The sequence below is a fragment of the Parvibaculum sp. genome, assembly GCF_039973015.1.
GTDB lineage: Bacteria > Pseudomonadota > Alphaproteobacteria > Parvibaculales > Parvibaculaceae > Parvibaculum.
Genome location: NZ_JBDWLT010000002.1, coordinates 147,884 through 168,483, shown reverse-complemented (window position 1 = coordinate 168,483; position 20,600 = coordinate 147,884). Strand labels below are relative to the sequence as shown.

General features: G+C 61.0%; 13 protein-coding genes. 4 read left to right on the top strand and 9 right to left on the bottom strand.

The window, feature by feature from the left end; translation table 11 throughout:
- Nucleotides 1–610 precede the first annotated feature (610 nt).
- The 3 genes from gltB to ABJO61_RS01035 all read left to right on the top strand — a co-directional run bounded on the left by gltB (nucleotide 611) and on the right by ABJO61_RS01035 (nucleotide 7,870).
- Nucleotides 611–5,302: a glutamate synthase large subunit gene (gltB, locus tag ABJO61_RS01045; protein ID WP_348323612.1), complete on the top strand. Its 4,692-nt coding sequence runs from the start codon at nucleotides 611–613 to the stop codon at nucleotides 5,300–5,302.
- 3 nt (nucleotides 5,303–5,305) lie between these two features.
- On the top strand, nucleotides 5,306–6,724 hold the full coding sequence (locus ABJO61_RS01040; RefSeq protein ID WP_348323691.1) for a glutamate synthase subunit beta: 1,419 nt from the start codon (nucleotides 5,306–5,308) through the stop codon (nucleotides 6,722–6,724).
- 150 nt (nucleotides 6,725–6,874) lie between these two features.
- Nucleotides 6,875–7,870 (top strand): Coq4 family protein, encoded by a 996-nt coding sequence (locus ABJO61_RS01035; protein ID WP_348323611.1) that lies wholly within the window; start codon nucleotides 6,875–6,877, stop codon nucleotides 7,868–7,870.
- Here the strand turns inward: ABJO61_RS01035 and ABJO61_RS01030 are convergent.
- The 9 genes from ABJO61_RS01030 to ABJO61_RS00990 all read right to left on the bottom strand — a co-directional run bounded on the left by ABJO61_RS01030 (nucleotide 7,867) and on the right by ABJO61_RS00990 (nucleotide 18,235).
- The gene (locus ABJO61_RS01030) at nucleotides 7,867–8,280 is read right to left on the bottom strand and encodes a hypothetical protein (protein ID WP_348323609.1); all 414 of its coding nucleotides are present in this window, start codon (nucleotides 8,278–8,280) and stop codon (nucleotides 7,867–7,869) included. The two genes, ABJO61_RS01035 and ABJO61_RS01030, sit on opposite strands and share 4 nt — an antisense overlap.
- Nucleotides 8,281–8,288: 8 nt before the next feature.
- Nucleotides 8,289–9,740 carry an MBOAT family protein gene (locus tag ABJO61_RS01025; RefSeq protein WP_348323607.1) on the bottom strand — a complete coding sequence of 484 codons (1,452 nt, stop codon included), beginning with the start codon at nucleotides 9,738–9,740 and terminating at the stop codon, nucleotides 8,289–8,291.
- A gap of 130 nt (nucleotides 9,741–9,870) precedes the next feature.
- Nucleotides 9,871–11,118, bottom strand: a complete 1,248-nt coding sequence (locus ABJO61_RS01020; protein WP_348323605.1) for a GDSL-type esterase/lipase family protein — start codon at nucleotides 11,116–11,118, stop codon at nucleotides 9,871–9,873.
- On the bottom strand, nucleotides 11,087–12,151 hold the full coding sequence (locus tag ABJO61_RS01015; RefSeq protein WP_348323603.1) for a DUF459 domain-containing protein: 1,065 nt from the start codon (nucleotides 12,149–12,151) through the stop codon (nucleotides 11,087–11,089). Before ABJO61_RS01015 ends, ABJO61_RS01020 begins: the two co-directional genes overlap by 32 nt.
- A gap of 261 nt (nucleotides 12,152–12,412) precedes the next feature.
- On the bottom strand, nucleotides 12,413–13,849 hold the full coding sequence (locus ABJO61_RS01010; protein ID WP_348323601.1) for a VWA domain-containing protein: 1,437 nt from the start codon (nucleotides 13,847–13,849) through the stop codon (nucleotides 12,413–12,415).
- 4 nt (nucleotides 13,850–13,853) lie between these two features.
- Complete coding sequence (locus ABJO61_RS01005) at nucleotides 13,854–14,798, bottom strand: MoxR family ATPase (protein ID WP_348323689.1); 945 nt, start codon at nucleotides 14,796–14,798, stop codon at nucleotides 13,854–13,856.
- Nucleotides 14,799–14,963: 165 nt separating this feature from the next.
- Nucleotides 14,964–16,097: an SRPBCC family protein gene (locus ABJO61_RS01000; protein ID WP_348323599.1), complete on the bottom strand. Its 1,134-nt coding sequence runs from the start codon at nucleotides 16,095–16,097 to the stop codon at nucleotides 14,964–14,966.
- Between the two features lie 118 nt (nucleotides 16,098–16,215).
- A complete protein-coding gene (locus tag ABJO61_RS00995) occupies nucleotides 16,216–17,532 on the bottom strand; it encodes a cytochrome P450 (RefSeq protein ID WP_348323597.1) in 1,317 nt (438 codons plus the stop codon).
- A gap of 112 nt (nucleotides 17,533–17,644) precedes the next feature.
- Nucleotides 17,645–18,235 (bottom strand): TetR/AcrR family transcriptional regulator, encoded by a 591-nt coding sequence (locus tag ABJO61_RS00990; RefSeq protein WP_348323595.1) that lies wholly within the window; start codon nucleotides 18,233–18,235, stop codon nucleotides 17,645–17,647.
- 285 nt (nucleotides 18,236–18,520) lie between these two features.
- On the opposite strand from ABJO61_RS00990, the gene ABJO61_RS00985 reads away from it, so the two are divergent.
- On the top strand, nucleotides 18,521–20,590 hold the full coding sequence (locus ABJO61_RS00985; RefSeq protein ID WP_348323687.1) for a 3-hydroxyacyl-CoA dehydrogenase NAD-binding domain-containing protein: 2,070 nt from the start codon (nucleotides 18,521–18,523) through the stop codon (nucleotides 20,588–20,590).
- Nucleotides 20,591–20,600 lie beyond the last annotated feature (10 nt).

Genomic DNA, 20,600 nt, shown 5'->3' with positions numbered 1-20,600 from the left:
TTATTATGTGCCCCTATATCGGCAGGCGGGCTATTCTGGTTCTATGACCAGCATGACAGAGGCCAAGGCCCGGCAAAACCGCCAGAATCTGGCGCTGCTCCATATTGCGAGCGATTCTCAATTATAGGTCAGCATTCCTGTCTTATTTGCTTGATTCAAGGAAGCGGGTTTGGCATATTCCGCCTGCTGGGGAAGTAACGCTTTCCCGGCACGATTGGCTGACCGAAAACGCTTGCGGTCCAGCCGTCTGTAGCCTGTGCTCCGGGCAATAGGGAGCACCCAGCAGAAAGCTCCGTCGGTGATGGCGGCACTGCAAGGGTATGCAAGAGTGCCAGCAAGCTGCCAGGCGGCGTTGGCTTCCGCGCATGCCGAAAGCGGACTGCAAAAGCGGTCCAGCGGTGATCAGTCTTGCCGGAAATTTCGGCAGGGGCCTTTGCGATAACGCGTGCGGCTCGCTAGCGTCCCCCGCCTCGAGGAATCGGGGCTCCGGCCGGAAGGGCTCAGGGGGAAGGGAGGCGCGCGGGCCGAAGAGTTGAAGACGTCGAAGTGACCTGTGCCGAACGCCGAAGCGTAAACCGGCGATGCAGGTCCGGGTGAAGGATGGGATGGTATGACGCAGAAGCGGGAAGACATGAGCCGGTTCCCGGCCCAGCGCGTGGCGGGTATGCCCGAGGCGCAGGGTCTTTATGACCCCCGTAACGAACACGATGCATGCGGCATCGGCTTCATTGCGAACATCCACAACCGAAAATCCCACAAGATGATTCAGGACGGCCTGAAGATTCTCGAGAATCTCGAGCATCGCGGCGCCGTCGGTGCGGACCCGAAGGCTGGCGACGGCGCGGGCATTCTCATTCAGATGCCGGACGCTTTCTTCCGCAAGGAAACGAACAAGCTCGGCATCGAACTGCCCGAGGAAGGGCAGTATGGCGTCGGCATGCTGTTCCTGCCCAAGGATGCAGGCGCACGCCAGAAGATCGTCGAACTTGTGAACAAGATTATTGTCGAGGAAGGGCAGGCCCTTCTCGGCTGGCGCGACGTGCCCGTCGATAATTCCGATCTGGGTGAGTCGGTGATCCCGACCGAGCCCTATCACATGCAGGTTTTCGTCGCACGGTCGCCGGATTGCGCCGACCGGGACGCGTTCGAACGCAAGCTCTTCGTCATCCGCAAGCGCATTTTCAATACGTTGCTGGCAGAAGAAGGCCATGTACCGGAGGAACTCTATATTCCTTCGTTCTCTTCGCGCACCATCGTCTACAAGGGCATGCTGCTGGCGGCGCAGGTCGGTCAGTACTACAAGGACTTGTCGGACCCGGAAATGACGACGGCACTTGCCCTCGTCCACCAGCGCTTTTCAACTAACACCTTTCCAACGTGGAGCCTCGCGCACCCCTTCCGCATGATCTGCCACAATGGCGAGATCAACACGAAGCGCGGCAACGTGAACTGGCTCGCGGCGCGCTATGCGACAATGGAGTCGGAGCTTCTCGGCGACGACATCAAGAAGATATGGCCGATTGCCGTTCACGAGCAGTCGGACACGGCCTGCTTCGACAACGCGCTCGAACTCCTCGTCATGGGCGGCTATTCGCTCACCCATGCGATGATGATGCTCATTCCCGAAGCCTGGGCGGGCAACCCGCTCATGGATGAAGAGCGCCGCGCCTTCTACGAATATCATGCAGCCCTGATGGAACCGTGGGACGGCCCGGCCGCCGTCGCCTTTACTGACGGCCGTCACATCGGCGCCACCCTCGATCGCAACGGCCTGCGCCCTGCCCGCTATTACGTCACCGACGACGGCGACGTGATGATGGCGTCCGAAATGGGTGTGCTGCCCGCGCCGGAAGACAAGATCGTCGAGAAGTGGCGGCTTCAGCCGGGCAAGATGCTTCTGATAGACCTCGAAGAAGGCCGGATTATCTCCGACGCCGAAGTGAAGGCCGATCTCGCGAAGCTTCATCCCTACCAGGCATGGCTCAACGCAACGCAGATCCAGCTTGAAGAGATGCCTTCGCCGCGCGGCTCCATGACGAAGCCCGGTTACGGCTCGCTGCTCGATACGCAGCAGGCTTTCGGCTACACACAGGAAGACATCAAGTTCCTGATGACGCCGATGGCGATGGACGGACAGGAAGCCATCGGCTCCATGGGGACGGACACGCCCATTTCCGCCCTCTCCTCGAAGTCGAAGTCGCTCTACTCTTATTTCAAGCAGAACTTCGCGCAGGTGACGAACCCGCCGATCGACCCGATTCGCGAAGAACTCGTCATGTCGCTGGTTTCCTTCATCGGCCCGCGCCCGAACCTGCTGGACCTCGAAGGCATGTCCTCGGTAAAGCGCCTCGAAGTGCGCCAGCCGATCCTGACCAATGAAGACCTCGAAAAAATCCGCATGATCGGCGAAGTCGCGGACAATCATTTCCGCACCCAGACGCTCGACATGACCTTCGCAGCCGAGCGCGGCGAAGGCGAGATGGCCGAAATGGTCCAGCGCCTGTGCGAACGCGCGGAAGAAGCGGTCGATCAGGGCTACAACATCGTGATCCTGTCGGACCGGCTGATTTCGGCCGACCGCATCGCCATTCCGGCGCTGCTTGCCACATCGGCCGTCCATCATCATCTGATCCGCAAGGGCCTGCGCACCAAGGTCGGCATCGTCGTCGAGACGGGCGAGGCGCGTGAAGTGCATCACTTCTGCTGCCTCGCGGGTTATGGCGCCGAAGCGATCAACCCCTATCTTGCATTCGAAACCATCGCGGAAATGCTGCCGCAGCTCGACGAAGGGCTGACGCAGAAGGAAGCCGAGAAGCGCTACATCAAGGCCATCGACAAGGGCATTCTCAAGGTCATGTCCAAGATGGGCATCTCGACCTACCAGTCCTATTGCGGCGCCCAGATCTTCGACGCCGTAGGCCTTTCCACGCGCTTCTGCGACAGTTACTTCACCGGTACCGTCTCGATGATCGAGGGTGTCGGGATCGAAGAAATCGCGCGCGAAACCTTCCAGCGCCACAGCCTCGCCTATTCGGACGCGCCTGTGCTCAAGAACGCACTCGATGTGGGTGGCGAATACGCGCTGCGCATCCGTGGCGAAGACCACGCCTGGACGTCCGACAGTGTCCGCGACTTGCAGCACGCCGTCCGCGGCAACAGCCAGGACAAGTACCGGGCCTTCGCGCGCCAGATCAACGAACAGAACGAACGCCTTCTCACGATCCGCGGCCTCTTCGACATCAAGAGCGCCGAGGATGACGGCCGCGCGCCCGTCTCCATCGACGAGGTCGAACCCGCCGCCGAAATCGTGAAGCGCTTTGCGACCGGTGCCATGTCATACGGCTCAATCAGCCGCGAGGCGCATACGACGTTGGCGCTCGCGATGAACCGCATTGGCGGCCGCTCGAACACGGGCGAAGGCGGCGAAGAGGTCGATCGCTTCAAGCCCCTGCCGAACGGCGACAGCATGCGCTCGTCGATCAAGCAGGTTGCCTCCGGCCGCTTCGGCGTGACGACGGAATATCTCGTCAACTCCGACATGATCCAGATCAAGATGGCGCAGGGCGCAAAGCCCGGCGAAGGCGGTCAGCTTCCCGGCCACAAGGTGGACGCGGTAATCGCCAAGGTGCGCCACTCGACACCGGGTGTGGGCCTTATCTCCCCGCCCCCGCACCATGACATCTATTCGATCGAGGATCTGGCTCAGCTTATCTTCGACCTGAAAAATACCAACAGGGACGCGCTCATCTCCGTGAAGCTCGTCTCGGAAGTTGGCGTCGGCACGGTTGCGGCCGGCGTTTCAAAGGCGCGCGCGGACCATGTGACGATTTCGGGTTTCGAAGGCGGCACGGGTGCCTCCCCGCTCACCTCGATCAAGCATGCAGGCTCCCCCTGGGAAATCGGCCTCGCCGAAACGCACCAGACGCTCGTGATGAACCGTCTGCGTGGCCGCATTGCCGTCCAGGTCGATGGCGGGCTGCGCACGGGTCGCGACGTTGTGATCGGCGCCCTTCTCGGCGCGGATGAATTCGGCTTCGCCACCGCCCCGCTCATCGCGGCGGGCTGCATCATGATGCGCAAGTGCCATCTGAACACCTGCCCCGTTGGCGTCGCAACGCAAGATCCTGAACTGCGCAAGCGCTTTGTCGGCACGCCGGAGCATGTCATCAACTACTTCTTCTTCGTCGCCGAGGAAGTGCGCGAGCTGATGGCGGCGATGGGCTATCGCAAGATGGACGAGATGACCGGCCAGATGCAGATGCTCGACAAGAGCAAGGTCGTGAAGCACTGGAAGGCAAAGGGGCTCGACTTCTCGAAGCTCTTCCACAAGCCGTCCGCGCCCGAAGGTATCGCAATCCATCATTGCGAAGCCCAAGACCACAAGATCCATGACATCATGGACCGCTCGCTGATCGAAAAGGCGCAGGACGCGATCGAACATCGCAAGCCCGTCAAGATCGAACTGCCCATCCGTAATACCGATCGCACCACAGGCGCCATGCTCTCGGGCGAGATCGCGAAGCGCTACGGCTATGCGGGCCTGCCCGACGACACGATCCATGTGAAGCTCGCAGGCACGGCCGGACAGAGCTTCGGTGCATGGGTTGCCGCAGGCGTGACACTCGAACTCGAAGGCGAAGCGAACGACTATGTCGGCAAGGGGCTTTCCGGCGGGCGTCTCATTGTCTATCCGCCGAAGCAATGCAACATCGTGCCGGAGAAGTCGATCATCGTCGGCAACACGGTGCTCTATGGCGCCATCAGCGGTGAGTGCTATTTCCGCGGCGTGGCGGGCGAACGCTTCGCTGTGCGAAACTCCGGCGCCATTGCCGTTGTCGAAGGCACAGGCGATCACGGCTGCGAATACATGACGGGCGGCATTGTCGTCGTTCTCGGCGAAACGGGCCGCAACTTCGCGGCAGGCATGTCGGGCGGGATCGCCTATGTGCTGGATGAAGACGGCATGTTCGAGCAGCGCTGCAACCTTGCGATGGTCGACCTTGAACCCGTAACGGAAGAGCTCGAACTCATGGAGCGTCACCGTCACCAGACGGGCGACCTGGAAAGTCATGGCCGGGTCGATGTGATGAGCGACATGACCCGATTCGACGCGGAACGCCTGCACCAGCTCATCGAAAACCACGCGCACTACACCAATTCGTCGCGCGCGCAGTACATTCTGAACAACTGGGAGGCCATGCTGCCCAAGTTCCGGAAGGTGATGCCGGTGGAGTACCGCCGCGCCCTTCAGGAAATGCAGCGCGCGCAGGACAGCGCGCAGGCCGTGGCAGCGGGAGAATAAGTGTTGGGAAAGATAACAGGCTTTCTGGAAATCGACCGGCAGGACCGGAAGTACCTGCCGGCGTCGGACCGGGTTCGCAACTACAAGGAATTCGTGATCCCGCTCACCGAAGACGCGGTACGCAACCAGGCTGCGCGCTGCATGGATTGCGGCATTCCCTATTGTCACAATGGCTGTCCGGTGAACAATCAGATTCCGGACTGGAACGACCTCGTCTATCGCGCGGACTGGGAAGAGGCTTGCCGCAACCTTCATTCGACAAACAACTTCCCGGAATTCACCGGCCGCATCTGCCCCGCGCCCTGTGAGGCAAGCTGCACACTGAACCTGACCGACGCCCCCGTAACGATCAAGACGATCGAATGCACGATCGTGGATCGCGGCTGGAAGGAAGGCTGGATCGTTCCGCAGGTTCCCGCACAGAAGACCGGCAAGAAGATCGCTGTCGTCGGTGGCGGTCCCGCGGGATTGGCTGCCGCGCAGCAACTCGCCCGGCGTGGCCATGACGTCCATCTCTTCGAGAAGAACCAGAAGGCAGGCGGACTCCTTCGCTACGGCATTCCGGACTTCAAGATGGAGAAGACCCTGATCGACCGCCGCGTCGAACAGATGGAAGCTGAAGGCGTGACCTTCCACTACGGCGCACATATCGGCGCCGGCAAGGACGCAAAGGAACTTACCGCCGAGTTCGACGCAGTGATCCTGACCGGCGGCTCCGAAAAGCCCCGCGACCTGCCCGTCGAGGGCCGCGAGCTTTCCGGCGTGCACTTCGCCATGGAGTTCCTGCCACAGCAGAACCGCCGCGTCTCCGACGAGCCCATCGGCCAGGTCGAGCCGATCCTCGCAACCGGCAAGCATGTCGTCGTGATCGGCGGCGGCGACACAGGGTCGGACTGTATCGGCACCTCGTTCCGCCAGGGCGCGGTCTCCGTGACGCAGCTCGAAATCATGCCGGCGCCGCCCGAGAAGGAAAACAAGCTTCTCACCTGGCCGGATTGGCCGCTGAAAATGCGCACCTCGTCAAGCCAGGCCGAAGGCGCAACCCGTGACTTCGCCGTGATGACACGCCGCATCATCGGCAAGGACGGCCACGTGACCGCTATCGAATGCATCCGCGTGGACGAAAAGATGCAGCCGATGGAAGGCAGCGAGTTCGAGATCAAGGCCGATCTCGTTCTCCTCGCCATGGGCTTCGTTCATCCCGTGCATGAAGGCATGCTGAAGGAACTCGGCGTCGAGCTCGATCCGCGCGGCAACATCGCAGCCGATACGGCAACCTATAAATCGAGCGTCGACAAGGTCTTTACCGCCGGTGACATGCGCCGGGGTCAGTCCCTCGTCGTATGGGCCATCCGCGAGGGCCGCCAGGCAGCCCGCGAAGTGGATCTGTTCCTCATGGGGGAAACGAGACTTCCACGCTGACGCCGCGCGAAACACGCTAAAGGAAGCCCCCGCGAAGCAATTCACGGGGGCTTTTTTCGCAAGACACGACATCGCGGCCATTCACTTAAAATAGACTCTGGTCCACTTTTATGTTTATCCTGACCCACAACACAAAACGGGATAACAGGGATGAAACGGACCGCAGAACAGCAGGCCTTCGAGCAGCTGACCAGGCAATTCGGAAAAGGCGGAATCACGTCCGCCGATCTCGAGACCCTTGGCCAACGCGCGAAGGCGGGCGACAGTGCTGCCATGCAGGAGGTGGCAGCGGCCATTGCCCACATCGCCTTCGTCAACCCGGGCGCCTCGATGGCGGCACTCGATGGCCTCGCGAGGGGCTGGCTCGGCGAAGCTGCGGCCATACCCGCAACGCCGGCAGCGCAAGCCCTAATGCTCTCACGGCTCGACGAGGCTGACCCTCCCGGCACTGCCTTCTGGGACGCGTTCTGGGCGTTCCTCTCCAGCCGGGAAGAGAATATGAGCGGCGAGGAAGTGACCGAGAGAATTGCAGCCTTCGCGTCCAGCTTGCCTGCGAGCTTTACCGCGCGCGCCGAGGAAGCCGCTATCGCCCATCCCGGCACCGCAAACGCCGCCACGCGACCGATACCCGAAAAAATCACCCTGGAGACCCTTGGCCAGCAACCGGAAGGATCGCTGGGACACGACATCTACCGGCTGATTGTCGACAACGATTTCCATCTCGAAGTTCTCGACCGGGATGATGCAACCATCAATGCGATGCCGCCTGCCCTGCGCTACCTCAACGTCCGCATCCTGCAGATGCACGATGTGTGGCACATGATGGCCGGATACCGCACGACCATGCTTCAGGAAGTCGGCATCTCCGCCTTTTCGCTCGCGCAATTCGACCACAACTATTCGGCTATGCTGATCGCGACAGCAGCGGCCTCGCCCCTGTTCAACGTGCCCGAGGCCTTTCCCGTCGTCATGCAAGTGATCATGGAAGCCTGGCAGCACGGGCGCACCACACCGTTCTTCATGGAAATCGAATGGGAGAACGAATGGCACCGTTCCATCGCCGATATCCGCGCGCATCACGGCATCAAAGCCTTCGAGAGCATTTATCCGGCTGATCTTTTCGAGCAGCTGCGCGACGCCGCCTAACTCTTTGCGTCTGGAACAGCGCCGCGAAGAAGGCGTACGCCATCGCGCGTACGGGCGCGCTCGCGCTCTATCCGGCGGCGCAGTTCGGACCAGTCCGCGCCGTGCAATTCGTCAAGTTCCGCGCGTACCGTTTCGGCAGCCGCGGTGAACCCTGCATCGGCCATAAGCGAATGCCAATCCGTCGACACCGAGACAATCGCATCCTGCACCGGTCCGACCTCGAAGCCATTGACCCATCTCACCAGCCGTTCGCTGCTGAAGAAAAGCAGCAGCACCACCACAAGCGCAAGCGCCTGAAGCATGCGCAGGAAGCTTCGTCGCGACTCCAGCGCCGCAAGACGCTCGGCTTCGCTCACCTCTTCGGGATCTCCGGAAATTTCACGCTCGATTTTGTGCAAGAGGTCCAGCATGGCGCGCCTCAGAACTGGAAGTAGATGAAGGGCGCAACGCCCTCGGGCGCGATTGCCCAGATGAGCCAGATACCGCCACCGAGAAGAAGACCGAGCAGCGGCGAAGGAAGGTGCTGGACACCCTTCGCAAGCCAGCGTCCTAGATGACGCGGCGTGAACTGGAAGATCATCGCGATGAAGATGAGCCAGACAAGAAACGGTGTAACATACTGGCTCGCCTCACCCCACCGCACGAGCCCCGCGAGATAGCTTCCCGCCGTCGCGAAACTGTCCGCACGGAAAAATATCCAGGCGAAACAGACAAGATGAAACGTCCAGACAACCCCCACGAGATGCTGAGCGCCGTTTCCGAGCGCCGTCATCAGACCACCGGGCGCGGTTTCCGCCGGCGCAAAGAACTCGATCTGACGGCGCGCATAACGCTCGACGGCAAGCATCGAACCGTGAAAAGCGCCCCAGAAAACGAAGGTCCATGCCGCGCCATGCCAGATACCGCCGAGAAACATGGTGAGGAAGAGATTGCGATAGGTCTTCACCTCGCCATGCCTGTTACCGCCGAGCGGCACATAAAGATAATCGCGCAGCCAGGTGGAAAGCGATATGTGCCAGCGGCGCCAGAAATCCTGCAGGCTCGACGCACGATAAGGCTGGTCGAAATTTTCGAGAAAGCGATAGCCGAGCAGCGCCGCAACGCCAATGGCGATGTCGCTATAGCCTGAAAAATCGCAATAGATCTGGATCGCATAGCCATAAATGCCAATGAGAAGATCAAGTGCGCCAACGGCCGTTGGATCGAAGAAAACAGGGTCGACAAGTTCCGTCGCAAGATAGTTCGCAACGAACATTTTCTTCAAAAGCCCGGACAGGATGAGGACGACGCCAACACCGATATGCGCGCGCGTGAGACGCACCGGATGGTGGAGCTGTGGCAGGAAATCGGCAGCGCGCACGATAGGTCCAGCAACAAGCTGCGGGAAAAACGAGATGTAGAGCATCACATTCGTCAGCGAACGCTCCGCCTTCACATGACCGCGATAAACATCGACGACATAGGAAATCCCCTGGAAGGTGAAGAAGGAAATACCGACCGGCAGGATCACCTGCATGAAGGGAAGGTCGCGCGAAAGCCCTGCCGATTCCAGAAGCACAGAAAGCGACGCCAGGAAGAAGCCGTAATATTTGAAAAAGCCGAGGATCGAAAGGCCGGCCACAACCGCAACGCCGACAACGAACTTGCGGAGGCCTACACGTTCCGTCTTTTCCAGCGCAAGCCCCGCGAGATAGTTGATCAGAGTTGACAGGAAAAGAAGGCCGAGGAAACGCCAATCCCACCAGCCATAAAAGAAGTAGCTCGCCCCCAACAGGAAAAGCTTGCGCACTTCCGGCATACCGCGCACGGCCCAACTGGCCGCAAAAACGACCAGAAAGAATATGCCGAACTCGATGGTCGGAAATAGCATGCCGCCCCGTCACTCACGCGCTTACTACTCGCGCATATGTCGCCCAAACTAACCATCAGGGGGGCATGACGGCATTGACCGCATCATCCCCGCTGAAGCCGGAAAGCTCAATCTCTGCCTGTCTTTATGGTTAACCCTGGTCGCCGGCCCGAGTACATGAGCTGCCCCGTCTTTCCTGCCCCTTCAATGCGGTCCATAGCGCGCTGGCAAGCTGCTCCGCCCCTGCCGGGCGCAGGTGGACGCGATCTGCATACATGAGCGGCGGGTCGGCCTTCGCCCACTCATTGGCCGCGCAACGCCCGCCCATCGCCGCACCGCCATCCCAGAAGAAATAGCCACGCGCCGCCGCGAGATCGCGCAACACGCGTCGAACGCCGTCAAGCTTCGGCGGTGTCATCCAGCCGTCGCCACAGGCCTCCCCGGTTCCTTGCCGCGCACCGTCGAAGGGGCCGAGCAGAGCGATAGATGCATCGGGTGCTGCTTCCTCGATCTCGCCTGCGAAGCCGCCAGCAAGCTGCCTGTAGGCTTCGAGATCAAGCCCGTTGTTGAAGCCTTCATTCGTGCCGAAGCCCAGAATAACGAGATCGGGCTTCATCGCCGCGATCTGCGCACGCACCGTTTGCCTGTCCCATCGCGTCGTAATGCTGGCAGTGGCCGCGACGACACCGAAACTGTCGTAGCGCATACCGGGCGACACGGAAGAAAGAAAGCTCCAGCCAAGCACATGAACGTCGCCAGTACCCGCGGGCATGAGCCGAACCTCATGCACATTGGCCGCCGGAACGGAAAGCTGAACGAGGCCAGGAACATCGCGCTTCGTCGACAGCTTGAGAGTGGCGGCATCGCCGAGCTTCAGGAGAAGCGCACCCGAATAAGGCGTACCGTAAACATCGATCACGACGCGCGAGACTGCGCTCTCCGAATGCACAGACATGACCGCGTTCCTGTCGGCGCTGCTTACCCGGAAGCCCTGGATACCGAACGGGCCCGTTGCATTCGCAGGAAGGCTCGACGCGATATCCCAGTTGCCGCTCATCTCGGGTTTGAAACCATCGGGCGCATAGTAGCGAAACGGAACGCCGGGCATGAGCCCGCGCCCTGCACTGCCGAAGATTCCGGCCCACTGGTTGCGCAAACCACGCGTGAAGCTGTCGAGCGCGATATGGCTATCGCCTAGATGCAGGATGGTGAGCGGACGGCTACGCAACCCGCCTTCTACATCCTCGATAGCCTTGTGGAATTTTTCCAGTCCTCGCGTTTCATCGCAAGACGCCGCACTGGAAGCGGCAGGGAAGACGCTGATCAGGAGCGCGGCCAGAACTGCCCGCAGCGAAAACCAAAGCCGGTCAGTTCGTTGCACCGAGCCAGAGCCAGTCATCCGAGCGGCCCGGCCGCCTCTCCGCCATGTCATATCTTTCAGCCTTTTCCGGCTTGTCTTCCGCGGAAGCGGTAACGGTATCTGCATTCGCACCGGCATCTCGCAACACCACGGTCTCGTTAACCGGCGGCGGCGCTTTCACAGTTGCGGCAACCGGCGCACCGTTTTCGATATCGGCCAGCACCACATCTGCAATGCGATCGCCGAGAAGTTCATAGCCGGCCATCGTGAAATGAATGCCGTCTTCCGCACGCAGCAAGCGTGTGCGGCCGAAACGATCTTCGCCATAGGCCGTGTAACCGCCATCGGCACCCGTCGCGAGGCCATCTGTCCTCACAAAGGTAACGCCGTTCGCGGCGGCGCGCTCTTCGAAAATCTCGTTGAATTTTTGCATGTCGCCACCGAAGCGCGGACTGCGCATCACCGGAATTTCCATCCAGTAAACAGGTGCGCCGGTCGCCTTCAGCGTCGCCGTGAATTCATCGACGCGCTGCCGGTAAATTTCCCGCCATCCAGAATCGAAAAGCGCATGGCGCTGACCGTCCTGCACGATCGGCTGGCGATCGTTCGTGCCCATCACGACCACGGCAATGTCGATCTTCGTTTCCGCTGCGATCTCGTGCGCCGCCTTGTTCCAGTCGTAATAATCGTGACGCGAAAATCCCGTCGCAACGCGTGATTTCTTGATGACGTTGAAGCGTTTATCCTTCTGCAGAACATGGTAGAGCCCCGCCCACAACCCGTCGCCCAGCGAGTCGCCGAACACGACGACATTGTATTTCTGCTTCTGCCGAATAACAGGCGGCGCGGGTTGCGCTTCGACAGGCGCAGGCACAGGCGCAACGGCCTGTGCTTCTTCCTGCGGAACGTCGCGCTTCAGAACCGCGCTTTCAACAGAAGGCGGCGTGAGCCGCATCGGCTCCGCATGCGCGCAAGCCCACCAGAGGATGACGAAAGGCAGAGAAAGCACGAGCGCACAGGCAACCCGCCGCGCTTCTTCCCTCTGTAATTTTGCGATGGCGCGCCCCGCCATATTGCCCCCGAACTCAAACGCGACTGAATCATTGATCCGTTACGGCACAGCCCCAGGCTCTGCCGCGACCGGAGATGCCTTGTGACTTGCAGCAGACGTGCCTGATGGAAGGCCCCCCGGCTGCTCCATAATGAGACGCGAAGTCTAGCGGGCCGGGGATTACTTGCCTAGATATGGGTCGACCGTCATTGAAACGTCATCATAACGTCACATAAGGCGGATATTTCCCCGCCTCGGAATAATCCCCGGAAAATGGCCGTATCAGACGGCGCTGCGAAGGAGCTCGGAGACGACCCGCTCCAGATCCTTGAGTGAAGAACAGGTGACGGCCTTGTCGCAATAGGGCGAGAGGCGGCGCATCTCGCTGTCGCCCGAGTTCCACATGGAGCGCGGCTCGGGGTTCAGCCAGATGACGCGCCGGGCGCGCGCGTGAACCAGATTCAGAATGTCCGAACGCGGATCCCCATAATTGGAGCGCGCATCGCCAAGAACGAGAACCGTGGTGCGATGGTCGATATCGTTCATGGCGAGAGATTCGAAATCTTCGAGAGCGCGGCCGTAATCCGTCGAGCCGCCACCGAAATCGCGCAGCACTTCGGTCAGGGCCTTTTCAAGCTTCTCACGCTTGAAGAGATCCGTCGTCTCGCCAAGATCGCCGGAGAAGGCAAAGCTGCGCACATCGGGCAGCACCTCTTGCAGGCTGTAGAGGAACATGAGCAGGAAGCGCGACACCTGCGCGACGGAACCCGACACGTCGCAGATCGCCATCACCTTCGGACGGTCGACCTTGGTGCGTTTCCAGATGGTGTGAAAAAGCAGACCGTCAAATTCGATATTGGCGCGAATGGTGCGGCGGACATCCAGTGTACCGCGCCGGGCGACCTTCTTGCGGCGCGAATGAAGCGCGATAAGCCGCTTGGCCATCTTGCGCACCAGCTCACGCATGATCTTCATGTCGGAGCGATCGACATTGGAAAGCCGCATCTGCGAGAGAACTTCCTCGCGAAGCTGGCGGCCTGAATTCGCCGTGAAAATTTCGAGCTGCTTTTCCACGTAGTCGCGAACCTGACCACGCAATTCCTCGCGCGCCTCGATGAGACGCTCCGCCCCTTTTTCATTGCCGGACGTCTCGCGCCGCTCGATCTCTTCGTTGAGACCGTCGAGCCCCATGATTTCCATGATACGGCGCGTGAACATGCCCCGTTGCGTGAAGAGGCGGATACGATTGAGGTTCGCCTGACGCGCACCTTCCGCAAGCGCCATCTGAAGCTCGGCCTGATCGCCCCGCTCCAGAAGACCGGCAAGGTCCATATTCGCCGGTGAAGCTTCACCTTGCGGCTCGCCACCCATGCCGCCGCTGCCGGGCATGGGAGCGCTGCCCGACTGCGAAGGATCTCCCCCTTCGCCATCGCCGCCATCTTCCTCGGCCTCACGGCTTTCGCTCTCGTCGTTTTCGTTTGCCGCTTGCGGGCGTTCCTTGAACTGTTCGAAGGAAAAGAAGGTGTCGAACGTCTCCGTGAAGGCCTGCTTCTCGTCTTCGCTCTTGGCGAGCACCTGCGAAAGCGCGCTGCGAAGCGTCCCCCGGTCGTCGAAGCCGACAAGATCGATCACCTTGCCGGCATCGATCGACTCCGAGGTCGAGACGCGCACATCCGCGGCGCGTAACGCCCGGATGAAATCGCCGAGGACTTCGCTCATGGCGCTACCCCGCCTGCAAGGCTTTCGATACCAGCGCGTTCACCTCGCCATCCACATTGTCGATATCGTCCTGAAACTTGAGGAGGACGTTCAATGTGTTGCGGACAAGTTCGGCATCGAGCTCGCGCGCATGAAGAAGAACGAGCGTCCGTGCCCAGTCGATGGTCTCGCTGACGGCAGGAAGCTTCTTCAGGTCGAGCTGGCGAAGCCCCTGCACGAAGGCGACAAGCTGTGTACGCAAGCGCACTTCCATCTCCGGCACACGCGCCGCGATGATGCGCTGTTCGAGGCCCGTATCCGGGAACGGAATGTAGAGATGCAGGCAGCGCCGCTTCAGCGCATCGCCGATCTCGCGCGTATTGTTCGAGGTGAGAAAGACGATGGGCGTGGTGCGCGCCTTGATGGTGCCAAGCTCGGGCACGGAAATCTGGTAGTCGGACAGAAGTTCGAGCAGGAAGGCCTCGAACTCGTCATCCGACTTGTCGATTTCGTCGATGAGAAGAACGGCGCCGCCCGGCTGCCAGAGCGCCTTGAGCAGAGGACGCGGCTCCAGAAATTCTTCCGAAAAGAAGGTGTCGTCGAAGTCATGCAGGCGGGCCATGGACTCCTGAAGCCCCTGCGCGCCGGACATGAGATCGCCAAGCTTCTCCTTCAGCACCTGCGTATAGAGAAGCTGTTTGCCGTATTTCCACTCGTAAAGCGCCTTGGCTTCGTCGAGCCCTTCATAGCACTGGAGACGGATCAGGGGCTTGCCGACCATCTCTGCGGTCGCCTTGGCAAGCTCCGTCTTGCCGACGCCCGGAGGGCCTTCGACGAGAAGCGGCTTTTGCAGCTTCTCCGCGAGGAAGATGGAGGTCGCGATATGCGAATTGCAGATATAGCCGCGCGTCTCGAAGCCTTTACGGATGGCATCGATATCGCCGGTGGCGCCTTGCTGATCGGTGGTCAAATCCCTCAAGGAGCGCTGAAACGCCCCTTCCCTGTTGTGCAAATGTCATTTGCCGCAACCTAGCACAGGCAGGGGAAGGCCGCGCCACCGCAAAATCCGCCGGTCTGTTCGCAGGCTGAGGTAGCACTGAACGCTGATGAACGAAGCAGGCAGCTTCGCCGGGCTTTACGCCCGTCCAAACTCACCCAGGAGCCATTTCTGGTGCGCATGGATAGCGCCTTCGAGATGGCTGAGGCGCCCCGCCTGCGCGGCCCCGCTCATGAGGCCCCGCTGCACACCCTCGCAGGCAGGCAGGTCTTCCATGTGAACATGCCAGGTGGCCTCGCGCAGAAACGCCTTCAGCGCGTCGGCATCCGGCACGTCGAGCGAGGCGGGGTGAGCAAGGAGATAGATGGTGAGCTTGAAACGGTCGAGGCTTTCGACTTCGAGCCGGTACCAGATGACACTGTCGGCAAGGACGGCAAGGAGCATCGAGGGATAGACATTGAAGACGGAGAAGCTCCGCCGCGCGCGATCCGGAATCCCGTCAAGCGGCTTGAACAATGTTTCGGCCAGCACGTCATCCTTGTGCGGCATCCGCGCGACCGCGTAAGGCGCACCCGTCTCCTCCGTATAGGAAAGGGCGGCTGGATAATTCGGCTCGAAGGTTTCGGGATGAACCGCGAAGTGATGGTAGGACTCCATGAAGTTGTCGACCAGCACCTTCCAATTATAGCTCTGGTCGAACTCGATCCGGCCGACGATCTCCATCTCGTCCATCTTCCAGGGCGCGAACTCGGTCGCGAGAGAGACAAGCGATTGGGCGAGCGGCGCGGCATCGCCGCCCAGATTGACGAAGATGAAGCCGTTCCATATCTCGCAGGCAAATGACGGAAGGGCGCAGGCCTCCCGCTTGAAGTCTTCAGCCTTTTCCATCAGTGGCGCCGCCATGAGCGAGCCATCCAGCGCGTAGGTCCATTTGTGATAGGGGCAGGAAATCGTTCCCGCGCTTTCCGCCCCCTCCCCCAACAGCATCCAGCGATGGCGGCAAACGGCGGACAGCGCACGGACCTCACCGTCCTTGCCGCGAACGATGAGAAGCGGCTCGCCCGCGACATCGATACGAAAGCGATCGCCCGCATCGGGGATTTCAGAGGCGCGCCCAACCGAGACCCAGTTGCGCCTGAAGACAAGCTCGCATTCCGCTTCGAATATATCGGGGGAGGTATAGAAGCCCGGCGGCAGCGTGGAGGCTTCGGCCAGAGGGCGCAAGACAGCGCCGCGCGCTTCTTCCACAAGGCCTTCAAGCGAGGCAGGCATGGGCTTATCCTAATTTCAACCGTTCGGTCGAAATTAGGATGGAAGAGGCAGCCGAGTCAAGCAAAGGGCGGCGGGCTCTTCGCCCGCCGCCCTGAAAGACCGGGAATGCCGCGCGCTCTTACACGCGGACAGTAACGGGCAGCTCCGTGATGCCGCGAATGAAGTTCGAGCGGAGATATTTCGGATCGCCCGTAACCTCGACCCTCTTGAACCGCTTCATGATCTCTTCCCAGAGAATGCGGAGCTGCATTTCGCCGACACGATTGCCGATGCAGCGATGAATGCCGAAACCGAAGGAAAGATGCTGGCGCGCACCCTCGCGGTCGATCAGGAATTCATTGGCACGGTCGATCTTCTCGTCGTCGCGATTGCCCGAGACGTACCACATCGCGACCTTGTCCCACTTCTTGATGGTCTTGCCGCGAATTTCGACATCTTCCATTGCGGTGCGGCACATATGTGCGACCGGGCTCTGCCAACGGATGATCTCGGACACCATATTGGGAATGATGCCCGGATTGTCGATGAGCTTCTTATATTCATCCGGGTGCTGATTGAGCGCGAGGACGCCGCCCGTGATCGAATTGCGTGTGGTGTCGTTGCCGCCGACGATGAGCAGCAGCATGTTGCCGAGATATTCGTTCGGCGGCATGTTCTTGGTCGACTCGCCATGCGCCAGCATGGAAATGAGATCGGAACCCGGATTGGCCAGACGGTCCTTCCAGACGCCGTCGAAATATTCCCAGCAGTTCCAGAGCTCCTTGAAGGCCTCTTCCGGCGTCTCGAAATATTCCGGGTCGCCGATACGCTCCACCGTGTCCGACCAGTGAATGAGCTTGTGGCGGTCTTCCTGCGGCACATTGAATAGCGTGGCGAGGGTGCGGCCCGTGAGTTCGACCGAAACCTCGCGCACCCAGTTGAATTCATCGCCGACCGGCAGGGCGTCGAGGATCTGCCCCGCGCGCTCGCGGATCAGCGGTTCGAGATCGGCAAGGTTCTGCGGCGTGAACATGGGCTGCACGACCTTGCGCTGCTCATCATGCTTGGGCGGGTCTTCCATGATGAACATGGGCAGATAGGTGAGCGGATCGGGCTCGCCTTCGATACGTTCGCCGCCGAGGCGAATGCCGCCATTGCGCATATCGGAGGAGAAGAGCTTGTGGTTCGTGTCGACGAACATCACGTCTTCATATTTCGTGATCGACCAGTAGCGCCCATAAGGCCCGGTCTCGCTCAGGTGAACGGGATCTTCCTTCCGCAGGCGCTCGAAATAGGGGAGCACCTTGTTCGCACCGAAAAGATCGTCATGCGCGGGATCGAGTTCTTCCAGAGGGATCGAATACGGGTCACGGTTGACGTCGATCTTCCAGCGGGCGGCAAGCTCCGCATTGCTGCGCGTATAATCGCGCCCGACTGCCACCTTTTCGTCACTCATGATCTTTCTCCTCCATCGCGGCTTTTGACCAATGTATCGCGCTGTCTGAAAGAATCCAGAGCGCAAGGCGCCGCACCTCGTTTTCGGCTTTTGCCCTGTCACACAATGCGCTTCAGCGCGACGCTTCGGCCTTTACCTCTTCGAGAGAGCGCCCTTCCGCGAGCACACCGCGAACGAGGAGCGAGGCGACCTCCTCCGCATTCCTCCTCATGCCGTTGCGGTTTTCGCGCTCGGCCCATGTGACGGAATATTCCGTAGCGGCAAGCATGGCTTTTGCGACGGTGGCAACATCGCAGGCGGCGAACTCGCCCTTTGCTTGCCCCTCTCGCAGCCGGGCACGGAGCCAGACGAGAAGTTTCTCGCGCTCCTTCCAGTGGGCCGCGAGACGCGCATCGCTGAGATCGCCATGAGAAAGAAGCCAGGTGCAGTCGTAAGGCGCGGCACACAGCATCTCCACATCGAAGCGGAGATAGAGATAGAGCCGCGCGGCCTCCGACAGCCCCGTGCGCGCGAGCTTCTTCTGCATGTCGAGCGCGGGCGTGAGCACACCCTCGATCATCGCGTAGACGATCTCTTCCTTGGAGGGGAAGTAGTAATAAAGGGAGGCCTTGCGCAGGCCCGCCTCTGCGGCAATCTCGCGGACCGAGGCGCCGGCAATACCCTTGGCGCGGAAAAGGCGCGCGGCGGCGGCGATGATATCCATGCGGGGATCGGCGGAGGCCTGTGCCTCGACACTGCGCGGCCGTCCGACTGCCCTGCCCTCGCCTCTCGCTCTCTCTTTTTGCTGCTTCACACTTCTGGCCCCGCCTGCAACCGGCATGGGCCAGACCCTAGCACAGCCCGGCCGCCTGTTCAGGCCCGGACCGGAGCCCGAACACCATTGCACATACCTGCCGGTGGCGCCGTCGCCCCGCACCGCTATAATCCCCGCCAACAAACGGATTCCTAATCCAGAACGAGAAAAGAGGCAGGGAGCGCCATGACAGCGATCAACGACGTCACCACGCTTGAGAAGGAAGGCGGCATTGCCGTCGTCACCCTCAACTCACCCCCCGTGAACGCGCTTTCCGCGCCGGTTCGCGAAGGCATCAATAACGGCATCAAGGCCGCGCTCGAAGACAGCGACGTCAAGGCGATCGTGCTGATCTGCGAGGGGCGGACCTTCATCGCCGGTGCGGACATCACCGAATTCGGCAAGGCGCCCAAGGGCCCGAGCCTGTTCGACGCGCAGGCCATGATCGAGAACGCCTCGAAGCCCGTCGTCGCCGCGATCCACGGCACGGCGCTGGGCGGCGGCCTCGAAGTGGCGCTGACCTGCCATTACCGCGTGGCCGTGCCCTCGGCCAAATGCGGCTTGCCGGAAGTGAACCTGGGCTTGCTGCCGGGCGCGGGCGGCACACAGCGCCTGCCGCGCATCGTCGGCCCGGAAAAGGCCCTCGAAATGGTGACGAGCGGCCAACATGTCGGCGCGAAGCAGTGCCTTGAAATGGGCCTCGTCGACGATCTGGCCGAGGAAGGCAAGCTGCGCGAGGGCGCGGTCGCCTTCGCGAACAAGATCGTTGCCGAGAAGCGCCCGCTGAACAAGGTGCGCGACCTGAACGACAAGGTGGAAGCAGCCCGCGGCAAGCCGGAAATCTTCGAGAAATTCCGCAAATCCATTGCCCGCAAGACGCGCGGCTTCCTTGCGCCGGAATACAATATCCAGTGCATCGAGGCGGCGGTGAACCTGCCCTTCGACGAAGGCATCAAGGTGGAGCAGAAGCTCTTCCGCGAACTCATCACGGGCACCCAGTCCGCCGCGCAGCGCCATGTCTTCTTCGCCGAACGCCAGGTCTGGAAGCTGCCGGACGTGCCGAAGGAAACGCCGATCATCCCAGTCAACAAGGTCGGTATCATCGGTGCGGGCACGATGGGCGGCGGCATCGCCATGAACTTCCTCACTACCGGCATCCCCGTCACCATCGTGGAGACGAAGCAGGAAGCGCTCGACCGGGGCATCGCGACCATCCGCAAGAACTACGAGAACTCCGCCAAGAAGGGCCGCTTCTCCATGGAAGAGGTCGAGAAGCGGATGGGTCTTCTCACCGGCTCGCTCGACATGAACGATCTGGCCGATTGCGACCTCGTGATCGAGGCCGTGTTCGAGAACATGGACGTGAAGAAGGAAGTCTTTGCGAAGCTCGACGCCATCGTGAAGCAGGGCGCGATCCTCGCAACGAACACCTCGGCGCTCAACATCGACGAAATCGCAACGGCGGTGAAGCGGCCGGAAGCCGTGATCGGCCTCCACTTCTTCTCGCCCGCCAACGTGATGCGGCTTCTCGAAGTCGTGCGCGCGGACAAGACGTCGAAATCCGTCATCGCAACCTCCATGCAGCTTGCAAAGAAGATCGGCAAGATCGCCGCTCTGGTCGGTGTCTGCCCCGGCTTCGTCGGCAACCGCATCCTGGCGCAGCGCCAGCGCGAAGCCCAGAAGCTCATCATGGAAGGCGCGATGCCCTGGGACGTGGACCGCGTTCTCTACGACTTCGGCCTGCCCATGGGCCCCTTCGCCATGTCGGACCTGGCCGGCCTCGATATCGGCTGGAACAAGGAGAAGTCGAAGGGCGAAACGCTCCGCGACCGCCTCTGCGAGATGGACCGCCGCGGCCAGAAGACGGGCGCAGGCTATTACGACTATGACGAGAACCGCAACGCGAAGCCCTCGCCGGTCGTGGAAAAGATGATCCTCGACTACGCCGCCGAAAAGGGCATCAACCGCCGCAAGATCTCGGATGACGAGATCCTGGAGCGCTGCATCTATCCGATGATCAACGAGGGCGCGAAGATCCTCGAAGAGGGCAAGGCGATCCGCGCTTCCGACATCGATATCGTCTGGATCAACGGCTACGGCTTCCCGGTCTATCGCGGCGGCCCGATGTTCTATGGCGACACGGTCGGCGCGGACAAGGTGCTCGCCAAGATGAAGGAATTCCAGGCGCAGATGGGCGACGACTTCAAGCCCGCCGCGCTTCTGGAAAAGATCGTCGCGGAAGGCAAGAAGTTCTCGGACTTCTGACGCTGGAAAC